Source organism: Microbispora sitophila (assembly GCF_014892245.1).
In the GTDB taxonomy this organism is placed as follows: Bacteria; Actinomycetota; Actinomycetes; order Streptosporangiales; family Streptosporangiaceae; genus Microbispora; species Microbispora siamensis.
The window spans coordinates 177,844-196,471 of record NZ_JADBGC010000001.1 but is presented as its reverse complement, the minus strand read 5'-3'; the positions used below and the strand labels follow the sequence as shown (position 1 = coordinate 196,471).

At 71.3% G+C, this 18,628-nt stretch carries 20 protein-coding genes and 1 pseudogene; 8 read left to right on the top strand and 13 right to left on the bottom strand.

The window, feature by feature from the left end:
• Nucleotides 1-232: 232 nt before the first annotated feature.
• Nucleotides 233-1,183, bottom strand: coding sequence for a thiamine-phosphate kinase (locus tag IL992_RS00860; RefSeq protein WP_193201766.1), 951 nt, complete (start codon nucleotides 1,181-1,183; stop codon nucleotides 233-235).
• 65 nt (nucleotides 1,184-1,248) lie between these two features.
• Between IL992_RS00860 and IL992_RS00855 the strand changes: the two genes are divergently transcribed.
• Nucleotides 1,249-1,482: an Lrp/AsnC family transcriptional regulator gene (locus IL992_RS00855; protein WP_193201377.1), complete on the top strand. Its 234-nt coding sequence runs from the start codon at nucleotides 1,249-1,251 to the stop codon at nucleotides 1,480-1,482.
• Nucleotides 1,483-1,505: 23 nt separating this feature from the next.
• Complete coding sequence (locus IL992_RS00850; protein WP_193201376.1) at nucleotides 1,506-1,961, top strand: DUF3515 domain-containing protein; 456 nt, start codon at nucleotides 1,506-1,508, stop codon at nucleotides 1,959-1,961.
• Here the strand turns inward: IL992_RS00850 and IL992_RS00845 are convergent, their stop codons facing one another.
• The 3 genes from IL992_RS00845 to IL992_RS00835 form a co-directional block, all read right to left on the bottom strand.
• A complete protein-coding gene (locus IL992_RS00845; protein WP_193201375.1) occupies nucleotides 1,962-3,077 on the bottom strand; it encodes a D-alanine--D-alanine ligase family protein in 1,116 nt (371 codons plus the stop codon).
• Nucleotides 3,078-3,152: 75 nt separating this feature from the next.
• Nucleotides 3,153-4,160 carry an NAD(P)H-dependent glycerol-3-phosphate dehydrogenase gene (locus tag IL992_RS00840; RefSeq protein ID WP_193201374.1) on the bottom strand — a complete coding sequence of 336 codons (1,008 nt, stop codon included), beginning with the start codon at nucleotides 4,158-4,160 and terminating at the stop codon, nucleotides 3,153-3,155.
• A gap of 53 nt (nucleotides 4,161-4,213) precedes the next feature.
• Nucleotides 4,214-4,999, bottom strand: coding sequence for a lysophospholipid acyltransferase family protein (locus IL992_RS00835; protein WP_319018240.1), 786 nt, complete (start codon nucleotides 4,997-4,999; stop codon nucleotides 4,214-4,216).
• A gap of 77 nt (nucleotides 5,000-5,076) precedes the next feature.
• Here IL992_RS00835 and cofC point away from each other — a divergent pair, with 77 nt between their 5' ends.
• Entirely contained in the window at nucleotides 5,077-5,727 is a 651-nt protein-coding gene (gene cofC / locus IL992_RS00830) for a 2-phospho-L-lactate guanylyltransferase (RefSeq protein WP_193201373.1), read from the top strand.
• A gap of 117 nt (nucleotides 5,728-5,844) precedes the next feature.
• On the opposite strand, the gene IL992_RS00825 is transcribed toward cofC, so the two are convergent.
• The gene (locus IL992_RS00825; RefSeq protein ID WP_193201372.1) at nucleotides 5,845-7,308 is read right to left on the bottom strand and encodes an MFS transporter; all 1,464 of its coding nucleotides are present in this window, start codon (nucleotides 7,306-7,308) and stop codon (nucleotides 5,845-5,847) included.
• Nucleotides 7,309-7,506: 198 nt separating this feature from the next.
• Here IL992_RS00825 and IL992_RS00820 point away from each other — a divergent pair, with 198 nt between their 5' ends.
• Nucleotides 7,507-8,259 carry a TetR/AcrR family transcriptional regulator gene (locus IL992_RS00820; RefSeq protein WP_193201371.1) on the top strand — a complete coding sequence of 251 codons (753 nt, stop codon included), beginning with the start codon at nucleotides 7,507-7,509 and terminating at the stop codon, nucleotides 8,257-8,259.
• Nucleotides 8,260-8,272: 13 nt separating this feature from the next.
• Here the strand turns inward: IL992_RS00820 and IL992_RS00815 are convergent, their stop codons facing one another.
• A complete protein-coding gene (locus IL992_RS00815; protein WP_193201370.1) occupies nucleotides 8,273-9,505 on the bottom strand; it encodes an MFS transporter in 1,233 nt (410 codons plus the stop codon).
• A 71-nt stretch (nucleotides 9,506-9,576) separates the two neighbouring features.
• On the opposite strand from IL992_RS00815, the gene IL992_RS00810 reads away from it, so the two are divergent.
• Nucleotides 9,577-9,777: a hypothetical protein gene (locus IL992_RS00810; protein WP_193201369.1), complete on the top strand. Its 201-nt coding sequence runs from the start codon at nucleotides 9,577-9,579 to the stop codon at nucleotides 9,775-9,777.
• 52 nt (nucleotides 9,778-9,829) lie between these two features.
• Here IL992_RS00810 and IL992_RS00805 read toward each other — a convergent pair whose 3' ends face one another.
• Nucleotides 9,830-10,621, bottom strand: a complete 792-nt coding sequence (locus tag IL992_RS00805) for an SDR family oxidoreductase (protein ID WP_193201368.1) — start codon at nucleotides 10,619-10,621, stop codon at nucleotides 9,830-9,832.
• 111 nt (nucleotides 10,622-10,732) lie between these two features.
• On the opposite strand from IL992_RS00805, the gene IL992_RS00800 reads away from it, so the two are divergent.
• Both IL992_RS00800 and IL992_RS00795 read left to right on the top strand, forming a co-directional pair.
• Nucleotides 10,733-11,347, top strand: coding sequence for a TetR/AcrR family transcriptional regulator (locus tag IL992_RS00800; protein ID WP_193201367.1), 615 nt, complete (start codon nucleotides 10,733-10,735; stop codon nucleotides 11,345-11,347).
• Between the two features lie 286 nt (nucleotides 11,348-11,633).
• Entirely contained in the window at nucleotides 11,634-11,816 is a 183-nt protein-coding gene (locus IL992_RS00795; protein ID WP_193201366.1) for a hypothetical protein, read from the top strand.
• Nucleotides 11,817-11,892: 76 nt separating this feature from the next.
• Here the strand turns inward: IL992_RS00795 and IL992_RS00790 are convergent, their stop codons facing one another.
• Complete coding sequence (locus IL992_RS00790) at nucleotides 11,893-13,107, bottom strand: RNA polymerase sigma factor (protein WP_193201365.1); 1,215 nt, start codon at nucleotides 13,105-13,107, stop codon at nucleotides 11,893-11,895.
• The gene (locus IL992_RS00785; RefSeq protein WP_193201364.1) at nucleotides 13,104-13,475 is read right to left on the bottom strand and encodes a YciI family protein; all 372 of its coding nucleotides are present in this window, start codon (nucleotides 13,473-13,475) and stop codon (nucleotides 13,104-13,106) included. Before IL992_RS00785 ends, IL992_RS00790 begins: the two co-directional genes overlap by 4 nt.
• A gap of 149 nt (nucleotides 13,476-13,624) precedes the next feature.
• On the opposite strand from IL992_RS00785, the pseudogene IL992_RS00780 reads away from it, so the two are divergent.
• Nucleotides 13,625-15,147: pseudogene (locus IL992_RS00780) on the top strand (MFS transporter).
• Here the strand turns inward: IL992_RS00780 and IL992_RS00775 are convergent.
• From IL992_RS00775 to leuD, 4 genes are all read right to left on the bottom strand, one after another.
• Nucleotides 15,126-17,156 carry a SpoIIE family protein phosphatase gene (locus IL992_RS00775; protein ID WP_319018239.1) on the bottom strand — a complete coding sequence of 677 codons (2,031 nt, stop codon included), beginning with the start codon at nucleotides 17,154-17,156 and terminating at the stop codon, nucleotides 15,126-15,128. The pseudogene IL992_RS00780 and the gene IL992_RS00775 overlap by 22 nt on opposite strands.
• A 263-nt stretch (nucleotides 17,157-17,419) precedes the next feature.
• Complete coding sequence (locus tag IL992_RS00770; protein WP_142562214.1) at nucleotides 17,420-17,716, bottom strand: HU family DNA-binding protein; 297 nt, start codon at nucleotides 17,714-17,716, stop codon at nucleotides 17,420-17,422.
• A 53-nt stretch (nucleotides 17,717-17,769) separates the two neighbouring features.
• On the bottom strand, nucleotides 17,770-18,030 hold the full coding sequence (locus IL992_RS00765; protein ID WP_079312744.1) for an SCO5555 family protein: 261 nt from the start codon (nucleotides 18,028-18,030) through the stop codon (nucleotides 17,770-17,772).
• The gene (gene leuD / locus IL992_RS00760) at nucleotides 18,009-18,596 is read right to left on the bottom strand and encodes a 3-isopropylmalate dehydratase small subunit (protein WP_193201362.1); all 588 of its coding nucleotides are present in this window, start codon (nucleotides 18,594-18,596) and stop codon (nucleotides 18,009-18,011) included. The genes IL992_RS00765 and leuD overlap by 22 nt, the downstream gene beginning before the upstream one ends.
• Nucleotides 18,597-18,628: the final 32 nt, after the last annotated feature.

The following is an 18,628-nucleotide window of genomic DNA, read 5'->3' as shown; positions in this document are numbered from 1 at the left end:
CCTGGGTGGCCGAGCCCGGAAGGGGTCTGTGCGGCGTCACCCGGCGTCGCCGGAGGACGGAAGGCCAAGTGGTCCGGGCCTGCGGCCCTCCCTGGAGGGTCGTCCTGAGCCGGGGAGGGCTGACCCTCTCGTGAACTGCGTCCTGACGCGTGACGGCCCATGACGGTCCTTCCTGTTGCCTGACCGCCATACTTAATAACAGATCTAATACGCCTATGTCACAAATTTCACATCAAGCACGGAAGTGATCCCATCCCCCTCTGGTCCAGGTCTGTCCGTCGACTCGCACCCCGCGACCCTCCGCGACCGCCCCTACAGGCGTCCACTCGGGCGGCAGCCGTACCTCGGGAGGGAACGTCGCGGCCAGAGCGTGGTCGTCACCGCCGGTCAGCACCCACTCCAGCGGGTCCGCGCCGAGTTCGCGCGCCGCCGCGGACAGCGCCTCCGGCACGGGCAGAGCGGCGACGTCCAACTCGACGGCCACGCCGCTCGCGTCGGCGACGTGCCCGAGGTCCTGCAGCAGGCCATCGCTGACGTCGAGCATCGCGGTCGCACCGAGCAGCGCGGCCCGCGGACCGCAGGGGTATGGCGGCCGGGGACGGCGGTGCGCCTCCAACAGGGTCACGAGATCGGGGGCACCGCCGGTCACCCCCGCCCCGAGCAGGGCGAGGCCGGCCGCCGCGTGGCCGAGGCGGCCCGCCACCGCGACCACGTCACCGGGACGCGCGCCCGACCGGGTCACCGGAGCCCTGCCGCCGAGATCGCCCAGCGCGGTCACGCCGAGCACGACGGTCTCCGAGCGGGCGATGTCGCCGCCCGCCACGGTCGCCCCCACCAGGTCGCACTCGTCGCGGAAGCCGTCGGTCAGGGCGTCCACCCAGTCGGCGCCGACGTCCGGGGGCAGCCCCAGGCCGACCACGAGGGCGGTGGGATCGGCTCCCATGGCAACGATGTCGGAAAGGTTCTGCGCCGCCGCCTTACGGCCGATGTCGTAGCCACTCGACCAGTCGCGGCGGAAGTGCCTACCCTCGATCAGTAGATCCGTGCTCACGACAACCCGGCCGTCGGGGGCCTTCAGGACCGCGGCGTCGTCGCCGGGGCCCAGCAGTACGGCCGCAGTCCGCGGAAGGCGTCCCGATATCCGCTGAATTACTCCGAATTCGCCGAGATCTCCGACTGTGATAGCACACCCCTAGTGCATTCGAGGTACGGTTACGCTCCGGCACTGATCTCTACCCGGAGGGCGTCATGGTGCAGGCCTACATCCTTATCCAGACCGAGGTCGGCAGGGCCGCCAACGTGGCCGAGGAGATCGCCTCCATCCCCGGGGTGACGCAGGCCGAGGATGTCACCGGCCCCTACGATGTGATCGTCCGCGCCCAGGCCAACAACGTGGACGAGCTCGGCAAGCTCGTGGTGGCCCAGATCCAGGCGGTGCACGGCATCACCCGTACACTGACGTGTCCGATCGTCCACATCTGAGCGGAACACGAGCCGGGGAGACGATGCGAGAGGCGAAGGGGCCCGTACGCGCCGCGCTGGCAGGCACGGCCCTGGCGGCGCTCGTCCTGCTCACCGGCTGCTCGTCCACCGTCCACGTGGAGCCGCCCACGCCGACCGGCGAGGCGGCGGCGGCCTGCCGCAAGCTCGACGCGGCGCTGCCGAAGACGCTCGACGGGCTCGACCGGGCCGCCTCCGAGCCTCCCTCGCCGTACGTCGCCGTCTGGGGCGACGGCCAGATCGCCCTGCGCTGCGGCGTGCCCCGGCCGGCCGCCATGGAGCCGACGGCGGAGGTCGCCGACATCAACGGCGTCGGCTGGTTCCAGGACCCGCGCCGGCCGACGCTGTTCACGTCGACCAACCGGGTCGCGTACGTCGAGGTGACGATCGGGCAGGAGCACCAGGCCGGGGCCGTGCTGGTCGACCTCGCCGAGCCCATCAAGTCGAGCATCCCGGAGTAGCTACCGCAGGCCCGCGGGCCGGCGCAGCGCGAGCTGGATCAGCCGGTCGACCAGGGCGGCGTACGGCAGGCCGGTGGCGGCCCACAGCTGCGGCGCGACCGACAGCGACGTGAAGCCCGGCATGGTGTTGATCTCGTTGACGATCAGCTCGCCCGACGGCGTGTAGAAGAAGTCGACCCGCGACAGGCCCTCGCAGCCGAGCGCCTCGAACGCGCGCACCGCCATGGACCGCACCGTCTCCGCCACCTCGGCGGGGATGTCGGCCGGTGCCTGGAGCGCCATCTGGTCGGGGTAGTACTTGGCCTCGAAGTCGAAGAACTCGCGCTCGCCCCGGACGAGCACCTCGCCGGGGACGCTCGCCTCGGGCGCGGCGTCGCCGAGCGACTCCAGCACCGCGCACTCGACCTCCCGGCCGACGATGGCGGCCTCGACCAGCACCTTCGGGTCGTGCTCGCGGGCGAGTTCGATCGCCGCCTCCAACGACTCGGAGTCGTGCGCCTTGGAGATGCCCTGCGACGACCCGGCCCGGGACGGCTTGACGAACACCGGCCAGCCCAGCTCCTCGATCTCCTTGAGCACCCGCCCGCGGTCGAGCCGCCAGTCGCGGTCGCGTACGACCACGAACGGGCCGACCGGCAGCCCGGCGGCGCGCAGCACGAGCTTCATGTACGCCTTGTCCATGCCGACCGCGCTGGCCAGCACGCCCGAGCCCACGTAGCGGACCCCGGCCATCTCCAGCAGGCCCTGGATCGTCCCGTCCTCGCCGAACGGGCCGTGCAACATGGGGAACACGACGTCCACCCGGCCGAGCGCGCGCGGGATCTCGCCGGACTCGAGTGCCACGAGGGAGCCGGAGTCCCCGGGGAGCGCGAGCGCCGTGCCGGAGTCGTCGACGACGGGCAGGCGGCCGGACTCGATCGCGTAGGACTGGTTGCCCGACGCCAGCACCCAGCGCCCGTCCTGGGCGATGCCGATGGGGATGACCTCGTACTTCGACCGGTCGATGGCCTCCAGCACACTGCCTGCGCCCATCAGGGAGACGGCGTGCTCGGAGTTGCGGCCGCCGAAGACGACTGCCACGCGCACGCGTGACGGGGACTCGCGATCCTCATTCATGATGCCCGAATCTACCGTGTTCGAGGCGCAAAACGGCTTGTCAGCCGCGCGCGTCGCGGAGGTCCGAATCGCTGATCAGACGCCGTAGCGCTCCGGCTTGGGAGTACGCGACATCAGCAGCATGGCGGCCTCACCGGGGGTCATCCCGTCGTGGACGACGCCGACGACCACCTCGGTGATGGGCATCTCCACGTCGTGCTTCCTGGCCAGTTCGAGCACCGACTCGCACGACTTGACCCCTTCGGCCGTCTGCTTCGTGGCGGCGACGACCTCGGCCATCGTCATGCCGCGGCCCAGGTTCTCCCCGAAGGTGCGGTTGCGCGACAGGGGCGAGGTGCAGGTGGCGACGAGGTCGCCCATTCCGGCGAGGCCGGCGAAGGTGTGCTGGTCCGCCCCGAGCACCGCGCCCAGCCGGGCGATCTCGGCGAGGCCGCGCGTCATGAGCGTGGCCCGCACGTTGTCGCCCAGGCCCATGCCGACCGCGACCCCGACGGCCAGTGCGATGACGTTCTTGACCGCGCCGCCGAGTTCGACGCCCACCACGTCCGGATTCGTGTAGGTCCGAAACCACGGCAGGTGACACGCCTCCTGAAGCCGGGCGGCCACCTCCTCGTCGGAGCAGGCGACGACCGCGGCGGCGGGCTGCCGCTGCGCCAGTTCGGGGACCAGGTTGGGCCCGGAGACCACGGCCACCCTGCGCTCCGGCACCTCGGCCACCTCGCAGATGACCTCGCTCATCCGCTTGCAGGTGCCGAGCTCGACGCCCTTCATCAGGCTGACCAGCACGGCCTCCGGCGGGATGTGGGGCTTCCACACCTGGAGGTTGGCGCGCAGCGTCTGGGACGGCACCGCGAGGACCACGAAGTCGGCGCCGTCCATGGCCTCGGCGGGGTCCGTCGTGGCGCGGATCGTGTCGGGCAGCCGCATCCCCGGCAGATACTCGGGGTTCTCCCGGGTCTCGTTGATCGCGTCGACGATCTCGGCCCGCCTGCCCCACAGGGTCGTGGGGGTGCCGGCCTCGGCGAGGATCATCGCGAACGTGGTGCCCCACGAGCCCGTTCCGAAAACAGCCGCCCTGCTCACTGGCCGCACCACTCCTCTTGCTCCGCGCGCTCCCCCCTCACGGTACGCTCCGCTCAGCCGTTGGCCGCGTTCTTGGGGTCATAAGGGACCTCTGGCGCCTTCTCATCCCGAATCTCGGCGAGCAGGTCGGTGATGGCGGCCGTGATGTCCGCGGTCGCGTCGCGCAGGACCGAGCCGCGCATGGGCTGCCCGGCGTACTTGGACAGGTCGACCGGCGGCCCGGCCAGCACGTGGAAGGTCGAGCGGGGCAGCAGGCGGGGCTTCTTCGCCCCGTACGGCAGCAGTTCCTGAGCGCCCCAGTGAGCGATCGGGACGACCGGCACGCCGGTCGCGAGGGCCAGCCGGGCGACGCCGGTCTTGCCGACCATGGGCCAGAGGTCGGGATCGCGGGTGATCGTGCCCTCGGGATAGAACAGGATGCAGGCGCCGCTCCGCAACCGCTCCTCGGCGATCTTGAGCGACTTGGTGGCCTCGGTGCTGTTCCGCTCGACGGGGATGGCCTGGAGCTGGGCGATGGCGTGACCGAGCCCGCGGATCCGGAAGAGACCCGCCTTGGCCAGGATCGTCGGCCACCGCCCGTTGTTGTACAGGTAGTGCGAGAGCAGCACGGGGTCGGACCACGACAGGTGATTGGCCGCGATGATCAGACCGCCGGTGCGGGGGATGTGCTCCCCGCCGCGCCACCTCCGCTTCACGAACAGCCGTGAGATCGGCTTGACGACGACGACCGCGAGCGTCTCCCAGAAGCGCGGCGGCCGGCCGGCACGCCGGCTCACCGCGGCGGAGGCGGGCACTGACGGGGTGGTCGGGTCGGACGAGGGCTCGCTGGGGTGGCTCACAGGGTCTCCAAATCACCGGGATCCGGGACAAGTCTCCCGGTTGGCCATGGGCGATGTCGAGGCGGGATGCTACAGGCATGCACCTCGCGCGATGGTCAATAGTGGTCCCGGTGAAGACCCTGATCCGGGCCAAGACACGGCTCGCGGCGGCGGCCGGGCCGCACCGGGCCGATCTGGCGGTCGCGGTGGCCTCCGACACCGTGGCGGCGGCGCTGCGCTGTCCGCTGGTGGCGCGCGTGGTGGTCGTGACGGCCGACCCGCTGCCCGCGCGGCGGCTGGCCGCGCTCGGGGCCCACGTGGTGACCGACCCCGACCGGGGGCTGAACACCGCCCTGCGGACCGGGGCGGAGGAGGCCGTACGGCTCGCGCCGGACGACGCCGTCGGCGCCCTGCAGGCCGACCTGCCCGCCCTGCGGCCCGCGGAGCTGGAGACGGTGCTCGCGGCGGCGCTGGAGTTCGACCAGGCGTTCGTCCCCGACGCCGCCGAGGTGGGCACGACGTTCTACGGCGTACGGCCGGGCGTGTCCTTCCGGCCGGGCTTCGGCGGCGAGTCGCGGGCGAGGCACCTGTCCCGGGGAGCCAAGGAACTGGCCCCGCCGGGGATCGCCTCCGTACGCAGGGACGTGGACACGGTGGAGGACCTGCGTGAGGCCCTGGTCCTGGGCGTCGGCCCCGCCACCGCCGAGGTCGCCGCCCTGATCCTCGGCGGCACGGCTCCCCGGCCGTAGCGGACGGCTGCCGACGCGTCCCGCCGGCGCGGCGGGGGAACGTACGCGACGCCGCCGGACGCACGAAGGGCGACCACGCCGAGCCCCCGCTCCGGCATGGTCACCCGTGACGTCGCGTCAGTGGGCCGCCTCCGCGTTCTCGCGGGCCTGCTTCGGCAGGAGGAAGGCCACGACGAAGGTGAGCAGGAGCATTCCGGCGACCACCCAGAGGGTGATCTTCATGGCCTGGTCGAAGCTTCCGGCGGTGGGCACGTCGCCGAGCAGGTCGAAGAAGACCGTGCCGAGCAGGGCCACGCCGAACGCGTTGCCCAGCTGCTGCACCGCCGTCAGCGTGCCGGACGCCGAGCCCGTCTCGTGCTCCTCCACGCCGGCGAGCACGATGTCGAAGAAGGGCGACATCAGCAGGCCCATGCCGATTCCGCTGACGACCAGCGCGGGGGTGAGCTGCCAGGGGCTGACGTGCATGCCCGCCATGTTCAGCGTGAGCAGGACGCCGAGCACGCCCAGCGTCATGAGCAGGGTGCCGCCCTGCAGCAGCTTGCGGCCGAACTTCTGCAGCCCCTGCGCGATGCCGAATCCGAGGATCATGCCGCCCGACCAGGGAACCATCGCGAGCCCCGCCTTGAGCGCCGAGTAGCCGAGGCCCAGCTGGCAGTAGAGGTTGAAGGCCAGCATGAACCCGGCCATGCCGGAGAAGAACACCATGCCGGTGAACAGGCCGCCGGTGAACGCGCGCTTGCGGAACAGGCTCGGCACGATCAGCGGGTCGCCGCCCGAGCGGCTGCGGCGGGACTGGAACCAGCCGAAGACGGCGAACACGAGCACCGAGGCCGCGAGCATGACGAACGCCCACGCGGGCCAGTCGTGCTCACGGCCCTGCACCAGCGGGTAGATCACCAGGAAGGCGCCCACGGACGCGAGCACGACCCCGGCCAGGTCGAGCCGCGGCGGCCGCGGCGACCTCGATTCGGGCAGGAAGCGCAGCCCGGCGAGAAGCGCGGCCAGGCCGAGAGGCAGGTTGATGAAGAAGATCATCCGCCAGCTCGTGCCCCAGAAGTCGGCCGTCACGAGCCAACCGGCGAGGATCGGGCCGCCCACGGCCGACAACCCCATGACCGGCCCGAACATGCCGAACGCCTTGCCCATCTCCGCAGGCGGGAACATCTCCTTGATCATGCCGAGGCCCTGGGGCAGCATGACCGAGCCGAACAGGCCCTGGATCACCCGGGCGCCGATCAGCATCTCGGGCGACTGGGCGACGGCGCACAGCAGGGAACCCACGGTGAACCCGGCGGCGCCGATCAGGAACATGCGCCTGCGGCCGAAGATGTCCCCGAGCCGGCCACCGGTGATCAGACCCACGGCCATCGAGAGCGTGTAGGCCGCGCCCAGCCATTGGATGACGGCCTCGGAGCCGCCGAGGTCGGCGCGCATCTCGGGCGCCGCGATGTTGGTGACCATCGCGTCGAGAAGGTCCATGACCTCCCCGGCGAGGATCACGAAGAGAGCGGCCCAGCGCCAGCGGTACGGCGCTCCGGTCGCCGCTGCCGGCGGCGCCGCCGCCGTGATGGGTTCGGACATCGCCCCTCCTTGGGACTGAACAGTGTTCATAGTAAAGTGAGCGCTGTTCTATCACCGATCAGTGTTCAGCGCCAAGTTCGATGTTCACCACGATATATCGCGTTTTCCAGACGTACAAGATATATCTCGTTTCGAGAGCGGTGTTCGTGAGGACGGAGCGGTGTTCACTAGCATGGGCGGAACAGCGGGAGGTCCTCCATGACGCAGCCGGACATGCCCACACCGCCGTGGGAGCGTCCGCCCAGGCGACGTACACCGGCCAGGGTTCCCCTCACCCGTGAGCGGATCATCGACGCCGCCTACACGGTCCTCGACCGTGAGGGCTACGACCGGCTGAGCATGCGGCAGGTCGCCGCCGAACTCGGTGTCGCCGTCTCGGCGCTGTACGTCCACGTACGCGACAAGGACGAGCTGCTGCAGCTCATGTACACCCGCATGTTCGAGGGCTACGAGATTCCCGAGCCGGACCCCGAGCACTGGCGGGAGCAGGTCAAGGACTTCGCCCGCCAGGCGCGTGAGCGGCTGCTGAGCCGTCGCGATCTGGCGAAGCTCGCGATGGGCCACGTCCCGTTCACGCCGGAGTTGCTCCCCTACGTCGAGCGGCTGATGGCCGTCCTCGGCGCCGCCGGGATGCCGCGGCGGGTCCTGGCCGTCTCCGGCGACATGCTGTCCACGTACATCAACGGGTTCGCGCTGGAGGAGAGCCTCTGGCAGCAGCGTTACCGCGAGAGCCACACCTCGTGGCACAAGCTGCGCGAGGAGGTCAACGACTACTTCGCCTCGCTGCCGCCCGATCGGTTCCCGAACCTGGTGCGGCTCGCCGACATCATGGTGGACGAGTCGAACGACTACCGGTTCGAGCTCGGCCTGGAGATCATCCTGCGCGGCCTCGCCTCCTACATCGGCGAGCCGGACCCCGATGAGGAGGGCAGGGAGAGCGAGGAGGGCTAGGAGACCTCGCGGATCAGGAGACCTCGCGGATCCGCGGCGCGAGCAGGACCGGCAGGTGGGCGAGCGTGTAGGCCCCGCACGCGGCCCAGAACGCGACCCGCACCCCGGCGAGCTGCCCCAGCGTGCCCGCCAGCAGGCCGCCGAGCGGCATCGGGCCCCACATCAGGAAGCGCATGGTGGCGCTCAGGCGGCCGAGCAGGTGCGGCGGGCAGATCGACTGGCGGTAGGCCCCCTGCGCCACGCTGAACACGGTGGTCGCCACCCCACTGGCCGCCAGGGCCACCGGAAGGATCAGCAGGCGGGGGCCCGCCGCCGTCAGCGCGAGCGGGGCGGTGCACACCGTGGCCGCCCACGCTGCGGCGTACATGGCCCGGCCCGTTCCCAGGCGGGCCGCGATCCGCGGGGCGAGCCAGGCGCCGGCCACCCCGCCGACCGCACCGGCCGACAGCAGCGTGCCGTACGTGCCGGGGCTCGTGCCGACCTCGCGGACGAGGTAGAGCGGCACCGTGGCCGACCACAGGCCGAACGACAGCATCATCAGCGCCCCCACGGCGGCGACCCGGCGCAGGACGGGCTGCCCGGCGACGAACCGGAGCCCTTCGGCGATCTCCGGCCACAGCCGGCTCCCACCCCGGACGCCCCTTCCGCCGGGCTTCTCGTCCGCGCGTACGCCGAGGAGCAGCAACGCGGACGCCGCGTAGCTGAGGGCGTCGGCGACCACCGCGATCGGGGCGGTGAGCGCCTGCACCAGCCACCCGCCGATCCCCGGGCCCGCGAGCTGGGCGAGCGACTGGTTCGCGGCGAGCGCGCCGTGCCCGCGGGCGAGGTCCTCCCGGCCGACGATGGACGGGAGGTAGCTCTGGTGGGCGACGTCGAAGAAGACCGTGCACAGCCCGATCACCAGGGCCACGGCGTACATCTGGGGCAGGCCGAGCACGCCGAGCACGGCCGCGGCCGGGATCGACAGCAGCGCCAGCGCGCGGACCACGTCGGCGGCGACCAGCACGGGACGGCGCCGCATCCGGTCCACCCAGGCTCCGGCGGGCAGGCCGACCAGCAGGAACGCCACCATCTCCGCGGCGGTGAGCAGGCCCACCTGGAACGGGCTCGCGTGGAGGGTGAGCGCCGCCGTGAGCGGCAGGGCGACCAGGGAGACCTCGCTGCCGAGCTTGCTGACCGCGTCGGACCCGGCGTATCGCCGGAAGTCGCGGACGCGCCACAGGCTCCTCCGTGCCGCCTCGGTCATGGCGGGACATGCTGGCAGCCGGAAGATCCACTGGTCAAAGGATTTTCCGCACGCGGCGGTAGGCTGGCCGCGTGCAGGCGACGGTGCAGAGCTTCGACCCCGCGACCCGCTCGGGCTGGGTCTTCCTCGACGACGGCACCCGGGTCCCGTTCGACGGCGAGGCGTTCGACGCCGGGCCGCTGCGGCATCTGCGCCCCGGCCAGCGGGTCGCCCTCGTCGTGGCGGACGGCCGCGTCACCTACGTGACGCTCTCGACGTTCCCGACACCCTGAATCTCCTACACCCTGAATCTCCTACACCCTGGGTTTCCGGCAAACTGGCGCGTCAGACCGTTTTGATCGCTCCTCCGTCGATCACCAGGTCCGCGCCGTTGACGCTCGCCGCGCGTGGCGAGGCGAGGTAGGTCACGAGGGCTGCCACCTCCCCCGGTTCGACCAGCCGTCCCGTGGTCATGCCCGTCTGCGCCGGCAGCCCGGCCAGCAACTGCTCGTGCGGCACTCCCAGCGCCGCCGCCAACTCGGCGCCGTAGCCGTCGGGCGCCTCCCACATCGCGGTGCGGACCGCACCGGGTGAGACCGTGTTCACCCGCACCCCCTGCGGCCCGAACTCCTCCGCCAGGGCCTTGCCGAACGCGGTGAGCGCCGCCTTCGCCGTGGTGTACGGCACCGGACCCGCGTGCGGCATCCGGGCGCCGTTCGAAGAGATGTTCACGATCACGCCGCGGCGGCGCAGGACGCCGGGCAGCGCGGCGCGGGTCGTACGGACGGCGGCGAAGAAGTTGAGCTCGAACCACGAGAGCCACTCGTCGTCCGCGAAGCCGAGGAATCCCCGGACGGCGTTCGCACCGGGGTCCCCGCCGCCCACGTTGTTGACCAGCAGGTCGAGGTCCTCCCCCAGCTCGGCGACGGCGCGCTCGACCAGGTGCGCCGGGCCCTCGGGCGCCGAGAGGTCCACGGGCACGGCGATCGCGCCGGTCTCCTTCAGCTCCGCGGTGACGTTCCGCGCCGCCGCCACCACGCGGACGCCCTCCGCGGCGAGCGCCGCGACGGTCGCCAGCCCGATGCCACGACTGGCACCCGTCACCAGCGCCGTACGTCCCTTGAGTCCCATGTCCATGCCGAATCCCTCCGCGCTAGTCGCAACTTCGATGACGCGAAGACACTATTACTCGCTACATGACTGTTGCAAGTAATGGGTTAAGGTGGAGCCCTCCGGTAGCATGTAGCGGTGACGGCAGCCCAGCAGTCTTCGCAGCACGGGAAGCGTCCGCTCCGGGCCGATTCCGAGCGGACGGTACGGACGATCCTCGAGGCGGCCGAGCGCGTGTTCGCCGCCAATCCGGCGGCGACCATGGAGCAGGTCGCCCAGGCGGCCGGGGTCGCCCGCACAACCGTCCACCGCCGTTTCGCCACCCGCGAAGCCCTGGTGGAGGAGCTCACCGGCTGGGCCGCCCGCCAGTTCGCCGAGGCCGTCGAGTCGGCCCACGCGGACAGCACCCCGCCCCTCGTCGCGCTCTACCAGGTCACCGCCAACGTCCTGCGGGTGAAGACGAACTGGTGGTTCGCCATGAGCCGTACGGCCGACGGCGCCCACCCCGAGGCCGCCCGCGTGCACGCGGAGGTCCGCGACGACTGCGAGCGGCTGTTCCGCCGGGCCCGCGAGGCGGGCGTGCTGCGTCCCGACGCCGACCTCGACTGGACCCGCCGCGTCTACTACGCCCTCATCCACGAGGCCGCCGCGGAGGGCGCGGCCGCGGGCGGGGACGCCGAGGCCCTCGCGACCCGGGTGGTGGACACCCTGCTGCGCGGATTCGGCTCCCCCACCGCGCCGGTCATCGCCTGACCGGTCGCCCACGGGACGCTCTCCCCGCTTCCGGCCTCCTGACCAGGGCGGGTTTGACCCGATCACCCGGCCGGGGTTCTACTGGAGGGGCTCTAACGTGTCGCCGCACGACTATGAGGAGGTGGTCGGGATGACTTCCGGCAGTAGTCCACAACCATCCCATCCCGTCACCTTCCCCGGCACGACGCGAAGCTCCGGCGTCGTCGAGGCGGTCGCCGCCCGCTGTCACGCCAGGTGACGGGTTCTCACCCGTGCCGGACGCCCGGCACGAGACAGGAGGTCCGTCATGACGATCACGATTTCCGTGCCGTTCGCGCTGCCGCACATCCTGGCCCGGACAGTCCGTGTCCTGTTCCCCGTCCTGATGCCACTCGCCCTCGCGCTGGTGGGTTCCGCCGAGGCGGGGATCGGCCTGCAGGTGGGGCTGGAGATCGGGCTGCTGGTCCTCCGGCACCTGCTGGGAATGTGAGAAGAACCGGGCTCCGGACGCCCGCCGGCGGCGATGCCGTGGCGAGCGTCCGACGGGGCCCAGGGCCGGGCGGAGCCTATGCCCTTACCCGGCCGGCCCGAGACTCCAGGTAGCGTTGCTCGGCGATGCTGGCGGTGGACTTCGCGGCGCGCCGGTAGTGCTCGTACGCCCCGGCCGTGTCGCCGGTCTTCTCCAGCAGATGCGCGCGCACGGACAGCAACCGGTGATGCCCGGCCATCCGCTCGTCACCGTCCAAGGTGGACAGCAGGGCCAGCCCGGCCGCCGGGCCCTCGGTCTCGGCGAGCGCGATCGCCCGGTTGAGAGTGACCATCGGGTTGGGCGCGATCCGCTCAAGGATCAGGTAAAGGGCGTGCACCTGCGGCCAGTCGGTCTCCTCGGCCGTGGCCGCGTCGGCGTGCGTGGCGGCGATGGCGGCCTGCAGCTGGTAAGGCCCCAGCGCCGGGCCGGCCAGCGACGCCTTGACCAGCTCGACGCCCTCGTCGATCAGCCCGCGGTCCCACTTCGTGCGGTCCTGCTCGTCCAGCGGCACCAGGTCGCCGGTCGGGGTCGTACGGGCCTCCCGGCGGGCGTGGGTCAGCAGCATCAGCGCGAGCAGCCCGGTGACCTCGCCGTCGTCGGGCAGCTGGGCGTGCACCATCCTGGTCAGCCTGATCGCCTCGTGCGCGAGGTCGGCGCGGTGCAGCTCGCTGCCCGAGGAGGCGGTGTAGCCCTCGTTGAAGATCAGATAGAGCACGTGCAGGACAACCCGGAGCCGCTCCTGGAGCTCCGCGCCGTCCGGCAGGCCGAACGAGCTGCCGGCGGCCTTGATGCGCTGCTTGGCCCGGCTGATCCTGGCCGCCATCGTGGCCTCCGGCACCAGGAACGCGCGGGCGATCTCGGCAGTGGTCAGGCCGCCGACCGCCCGCAGCGTCAGGGCGACCTGGGAGGCCGGGGTCAGCGTGGGATGGCAGCACAGGAACAGCAGGACGAGCGTGTCGTCGGTGTCCGGCACGTCCTCAGGCGGCACCTCGACGGCGGCCGTCGCCGACTCCCGCTCGCGGCGCGCGTGATCGCTGCGCATCTGGTCGATGAGCCGCCGGGACGCGACGGTCAACAGCCAGCCGCGCGGGTTGTCCGGCACTCCCTCCGACGGCCACTGCACGGCGGCGGCCAGGACGGCCTCCTGCACGGCGTCCTCGCACCCTTCGAACCGGCCGTGTCGGCGTACCAACGCGCCGAGGACCTGCGGCGTGAGCTCACGCAGCAGGTCCTCGATGACCGGTGCTGTCATGCCTCCAATTGTCCGTCGGCGAACATGACCTGCCGCACCTCGATCCCGAGACCCTCGATCGCGGCGTCCGGGATCTGCGCCGCCAGCTCGATCGCCCGCTCCTTGTTCTCGCAGTCGATCAGGTAGAAGCCACCCAGATACTCCTTGGACTCCAGGAAGGGGCCGTCGGTGACCACCGGCTGGCCGTTGCGCACGGACACCACCGCGGCCTGCGACGGGTCGGCCAGCGCCTGCGTGGTGATCAGCTCGCCGGACTGCTTCAGTGCCTCGATGAACCTGCCGTGGCCCTCGCCGATCGCCGCCTTCTCCTCGTCGGTCAGCGCGTCCAGCACGGCCGGGTTGATGTGCAGGCTGATCAGGAACTTCATCTCGTTCTCCTCGTGGTTCGCGAGCCCCGTCGGGCCATTCCACCGGTTGGTCGGAGCCGTCGCCGCCGTCTTGACACATATCCGTGTCAAAAAACTTCCGGCCGCTCCGACCAACCGGCGAGTCGTCGAGAGAACAGGGAGTTCCACATATGCGAGTCAACCGGGCGTGGCTGGGACTGGTCGTCCTGGCGCTGCCGGCATTGCTCGTCGCGATCGACGCGACGGCGTTGCTCCTCGCGCTGCCACAACCGGACTGGGAGCCACCAACGTCGAGCAGCTGTGGATCAGTGACAGCTACGGATTCATGGTGGCCGGCCTGGTCATCACGATGGGCACGCTCGGCGACCGGATCGGCCGCAGACGGCTGCTGCTGATCGGCGGAGCGGCGTTCCTGGTGCTGTCGGTCGTGGCCGCCTTCGCGGTCACCCCGCTGATGCTGATCGTCGCGCGGGCGCTGCTGGGGGTCGCGGGGGCGACCCTGGCGCCGTCCACCCTCGCCCTGATCACCAACATGTTCCGCGACGAACGCCAACGCGGTAAGGCCATCGCGATCTGGGCGACCTGCCAGTTCACCGGCGGCGCGCTCGGTCCCGTGCTCGCCGGATTCCTGCTCCAGCACTTCTGGTGGGGATCGGTGTTCCTGGTCTCCGTGCCGGCGATGGCGTTGCTGCTGCTCGCCGGGCCGGTCCTGCTGCCGGAGTTCCGCGGCGAGCGGGCCGGCCGGCTCGACCCGGCCAGCGTCGGGCTGTCGCTCGTGGCGGTGCTCCTGATGGTCTACGGAATCAAGCAACTGACCGTCGAGAGCGTGCCGGTCGTCCCGGCGGTGGCCCTCGTCGCCGGCGCGGCCGCCGGGTTCCTGTTCGTACGCCGGCAACTGCGGCTGGAGGCGCCGCTGCTGGACCTGCGGCTGCTGCGCAACCGCCCCTTCACGGCCGTGCTCGTCGCACTGGTCTTCGCCGGGGTCGCCATGGCCGGCACGGGCCTGATGGTGACCCAGTATCTGCAGGGCGTGCTGGGCTACTCGCCGTTCGCGTCGGCGCTGCTGTTCGCGCCCATGGGCCTGGGCGTGGCGGCCGGCACCATGGCCGCGCCGGCGCTGGCCCGGCGCATGAAGCGGACGACCGCCATCGCCGGCGGGCTGGCGGGGTCGGCGGTGGGCAGCCTGCTGCTGGTCGGCGTCGGCGGTGCGGGCGCCCTGCCGCTGGTGATGATCGGCATCACCGCGCTCGCGCTGGGCACCGGCCCGCTGTTCGCGCTGGGCACCGGGCTGGTCGTCGGGTCCGTGCCGCCCGAGCGGGCCGGGTCGGCCGCGTCGATGTCGGAGACCGGCAACTACTTCGGCGGTTCGCTCGGCCTCGCGCTGCTCGGCGTGGTGGCCGCGGTGGTCTACCGCGGCCGGATGGACGGCACGTCCGACTCGCTGGCCGGCGCGGTCGCCGCCAGCCGGCACCTTCCCGCCGGTCAAGGCGCGCACCTGCTGCACGCGGCGCGGGAGGCGTTCACCGCCGGCCTGCACGTCACCGGCGTCGTCGCCGCGGTCATCTTCGCCGGGCTTGCCGTACTGGTCGTGGCGATGCGCCCGGCGGCCCGCACCGCCCCGGCCGCGCCGCCCCATCACGAAGCCGGCCACGGGGCCGGCTACGAGGCGGGCTACGAGGCGACTCCCTCATAGCGCCCTGCCGCCGGCACACGCAGCGCGATCATGGCGACGTCGTCCTCCCCCGTCACCGGCATCCCGGTGAGCAGTTCGTCGCAGAACCGGCCCAGGGGCTCGCGGGCGAGCGGCTCCGCACACCGCCGCAACCGTTCGAGCCCGTCGCCGAGATCCTCTCCCCGCCGCTCGATGAGGCCGTCGGTGTAGAGCAGCAGGGTGCTGTGCGGCGGCAACGGCTCCACGGCGCTGATCCACGGCTGGTCGTGGTAGAGGCCGAGGAGTGGGTTGCCCGCGCCCTGGAGGAAGCGGCCCTCCCCCCCGCCGGTCACCAGCAACGGCGGCGGGTGCCCGGCCACGGAGTAGGCCAGCCGCCACAGGCCGTCGCCGTCCCTTTCCAGGCGCGCCAGCACGCACGTCGCCGTGCTCTCGCCGTTCAGGGTCTCCAGCGCTCTGTTCAGCCGCCACAGGACGTCGCCCGGGGAGCCGTCGCGGTCGACGGCGAGCGCCCGCAGCATGTTCCGCACCTGGCTCATGCAGACGGCGGCGCCGAGGTCGTGCCCGGCCACGTCCCCGATGACCAGCTTGACGGCGCCGCAGGGCAGCGGGAATGCGTCGTACCAGTCTCCGCCGATCTCGGCGGCGGTCGGGCTCGCCTGATAGCGCGCGGCGAGCTCCAGGCCGGGGACGTGGGGCGGCTCGGCCAGCAGGCTGTGCTGCAGGGCCAAGGCCACCCTCTGCGTGCGGCGGAACCGCAGAGCCTTGCTGACCGCGTCGTGCGCGTGGTCGAGCATCTCCCGCATCAACTGGACGTCGCCACACGGGATCGGAGGGCGATCCCCGCAGACACCGGTAGTGACCACGGCCGCCACCTCGCCCTCGACGACGATCGGCAGGAGGGCCAGGCTGTGCGACCCGATCTCGGCCATCCAGGTCCTCACGGCCTCAGGGCAGGAGAACGAAGGACGGCCCGGAGGGTAGGAGAGCTTGACAGGGCGGCGCCGCCGTACCGCGCGCACCAGCGCGCCGTCGACGGTGTGATACTCCTTGCGCCGGGTCGGCAGTCTCGGCAGTCCTTCACGTACGGCGGAGGCGATGCGCTCGGTGACGATGGGCGCGTGCGGGAGGCCGCCGCTCGACTCGGGCAGCAGGTAGACGTGGCACGAGTCGGCGAGCTCCGGCACGATCACACCGGCGAACGCCTGGCACATCTCCTCCAGGTTGGTGATGTCGGTCGCCGCGGCGGCGGCACGGTCCAGCAGCCGGCGGCGGCGGTCCTCCTGCCACTCCTGCTCGACGTCGGTGGAGGCTCCCACCCACTCCGTCACCGCGCCGTTCTCGTACACGGGCACGGCCCGGAACCGGATGTGCCGGTATGTGCCGTCGCGGGTGCGGACACGGTAGATCTGCTCGTAGAGCGAGAGCCCGTCTCCCGTGGCCTTGTCCCACGAGTCCCTGGCGGGCACGCGGTCCTCCGGATGCAGGGCGTCCAGCCAGCCGTGGCCGAGACTCTCCTCCGTCGTCTGTCCCGTCAGCCGCTGCCAGCCCTGGCTCACCTCCCTGGACTCGCCGTGCGGGCCGGTCACCCACACCATGTGCGCGTCCGCCCACACCATGCTCTGGTAGCGGCGCTGGAGGCGGAGCCACTCCTTCTCCATCAGGTGGAGCCGCCGTGCGGCGGAAACCTGCTCCGTGACCTCCTGGACCGCCGCCAGGAGTCCGCTCTCGCCGCCCTGCAGGGGAATCTTGGAAAGGCTCATCCGGAAGAGCCGCTCGCGTGGGCCGCCACTCCGGTCCACGGTCACGCGGACCTCGTCGAGGCGCGCCGTCTCCCCCGTCTCCCGGACCTCGTCGAACACGGCGAGAACGTCCTGCCCGAGGACGTCGCGGAGACCCTCCCGCACCGGCGCCCCGATCGGCCGGTCCCCGAACATCGCACGGAAGGCGTCGTTCGTGTAGAGCAGTCGATGCTCGTCCCCGCAGGTCACCAGGACCGCGACCGGCGCCCGGTCGAACACGTCCAGCGGCACCCGGCTGGACTCGCGTTTTCGCCCTGCTTGTGTCTCAGGTTTTTGACCGACTTGCACTGCGTCTTCCCCCGGTCTGACCATACGCACGCGATCGAGAGGTCCCCCGCATACGCGCCCTACGACTCGCTTACCTGAGATTACACACGTTTACGCAGGTCAGGGAGGGAGAGACCGCGCCCTCGTGCGGCTGCGGCACCGGGCATGGAACGACGAACGGCGCCCGGGGGCTCCGAGCGCCGTCCACTGGTGCGGGGTGGGGCCGGCTACTTCTTCTTGGCAGCCTTGCCACCCGCGTTGACCTGCTCCTTGAAGTCCGCCCCGGGGCGGAACCTGGGCGCCCAGCTCTCCTCCACCTTGATCGGGTCGCCGGTGGAAGGGTTGCGGGCCGTACGGGCCGGCTTGTGCACCATCTCGAAGGCGCCGAAGCCGGTGATCGAGACCTTGTCCCCGCTCGCGACAGCGCTCTGGATGGCGTCGAGGACGGCGTTGACGGCTTCGGTCGCCGTCTTCTTGTCACCGACACGATCAGTGATCGCGTCGACGAGTTCTTTCTTGTTCATTTCGGTTTCCTCCCCCTTACGCGCTTGAAATTAGGGGACGAGGTCGCGGGACTTCAATCACCGGGGGGCATGTTTCGCCTGCTCGGCGTGTCGAATGTGCCGTCCAGATAGGCGATGAAGGCGTCCAGCCGGGCGGCCGCATGGGCTATGTCCCGCTTTGCCACGTCACAGATAGCAAGCAGCCGTCGCGCCAGGCGGGCCTGCTCCTCCTGTGGTAAGGCTAACGCTCTGACGCGGCGATGCGCATCACGCAGTCGCCGCGCCAGCAGCTCATCTCCGGTCTGAGGATCGTTCAGACGGTCGTCGGCAGCCATGGCTGCCGTCCATTCTCGTACTCCTCGATGGCGTCCGCGTGACGCAGGGTCAGCCCGATGTCGTCGAGGCCCTCCATCAGCCGCCAGCGGGTGTAGTCGTCGATCTCGAACGAGGCCACGAGGTCGCCCGAGCGCACCTGGCGTTCCGCCAGGTCGACGGTGATCTCCGTCTTCGGGTCGGCCTCGGCCGCGTCCTGCAGGCGCTCGACCACGTCCTCGGGCAGGACGACCGGCAGCAGGCCCATCTTCGTGGAGTTGTTGCGGAAGATGTCGCCGAACCGCGAGGCGATCACGACGCGGAAGCCGTACTGCTGCAGGGCCCAGACGGCGTGCTCACGCGAGGAGCCGGTGCCGAAGTCGGGCCCGGACACCAGGATCGACGCGCCCTCGTACGCCGGGTCGTTCAGCACGAAGGACGGGTCCTCGCGCCAGGCCGCGAACAGGCCCTTCTCGAAGCCCGTACGGCTGACCTGCTTCAGCCAGACCGCCGGGATGATCTGGTCGGTGTCCACATTGCTGCGGCGCAGCGGCACGGCCCGGCCGGTGTGAGTGGTGAAGGCATCCATGATGATCTCTTCCTGGGACTGAGGCGGGCGGA

Excerpts from the sequence above, each read along its gene's own strand:
- IL992_RS00770 (WP_142562214.1), bottom strand. The coding sequence starts at position 17,716 with ATGAACAAGAAAGAACTCGTCGACGCGATCACTGATCGTGTCGGTGAC.
- IL992_RS00825 (WP_193201372.1), bottom strand. The coding sequence starts at position 7,308 with ATGTCCGAACCCATCACGGCGGCGGCGCCGCCGGCAGCGGCGACCGGA.
- IL992_RS00815 (WP_193201370.1), bottom strand. The coding sequence starts at position 9,505 with ATGACCGAGGCGGCACGGAGGAGCCTGTGGCGCGTCCGCGACTTCCGG.
- IL992_RS00785 (WP_193201364.1), bottom strand. The coding sequence starts at position 13,475 with ATGAAGTTCCTGATCAGCCTGCACATCAACCCGGCCGTGCTGGACGCG.
- IL992_RS00795 (WP_193201366.1), top strand. The coding sequence starts at position 11,634 with ATGACGATCACGATTTCCGTGCCGTTCGCGCTGCCGCACATCCTGGCC.
- cofC (WP_193201373.1), top strand. The coding sequence starts at position 5,077 with ATGCACCTCGCGCGATGGTCAATAGTGGTCCCGGTGAAGACCCTGATC.
- IL992_RS00805 (WP_193201368.1), bottom strand. The coding sequence starts at position 10,621 with ATGGACATGGGACTCAAGGGACGTACGGCGCTGGTGACGGGTGCCAGT.
- IL992_RS00820 (WP_193201371.1), top strand. The coding sequence starts at position 7,507 with ATGACGCAGCCGGACATGCCCACACCGCCGTGGGAGCGTCCGCCCAGG.
- leuD (WP_193201362.1), bottom strand. The coding sequence starts at position 18,596 with ATGGATGCCTTCACCACTCACACCGGCCGGGCCGTGCCGCTGCGCCGC.
- IL992_RS00765 (WP_079312744.1), bottom strand. The coding sequence starts at position 18,030 with ATGGCTGCCGACGACCGTCTGAACGATCCTCAGACCGGAGATGAGCTG.
- IL992_RS00850 (WP_193201376.1), top strand. The coding sequence starts at position 1,506 with ATGCGAGAGGCGAAGGGGCCCGTACGCGCCGCGCTGGCAGGCACGGCC.
- IL992_RS00855 (WP_193201377.1), top strand. The coding sequence starts at position 1,249 with ATGGTGCAGGCCTACATCCTTATCCAGACCGAGGTCGGCAGGGCCGCC.
- IL992_RS00845 (WP_193201375.1), bottom strand. The coding sequence starts at position 3,077 with ATGAATGAGGATCGCGAGTCCCCGTCACGCGTGCGCGTGGCAGTCGTC.
- IL992_RS00790 (WP_193201365.1), bottom strand. The coding sequence starts at position 13,107 with ATGACAGCACCGGTCATCGAGGACCTGCTGCGTGAGCTCACGCCGCAG.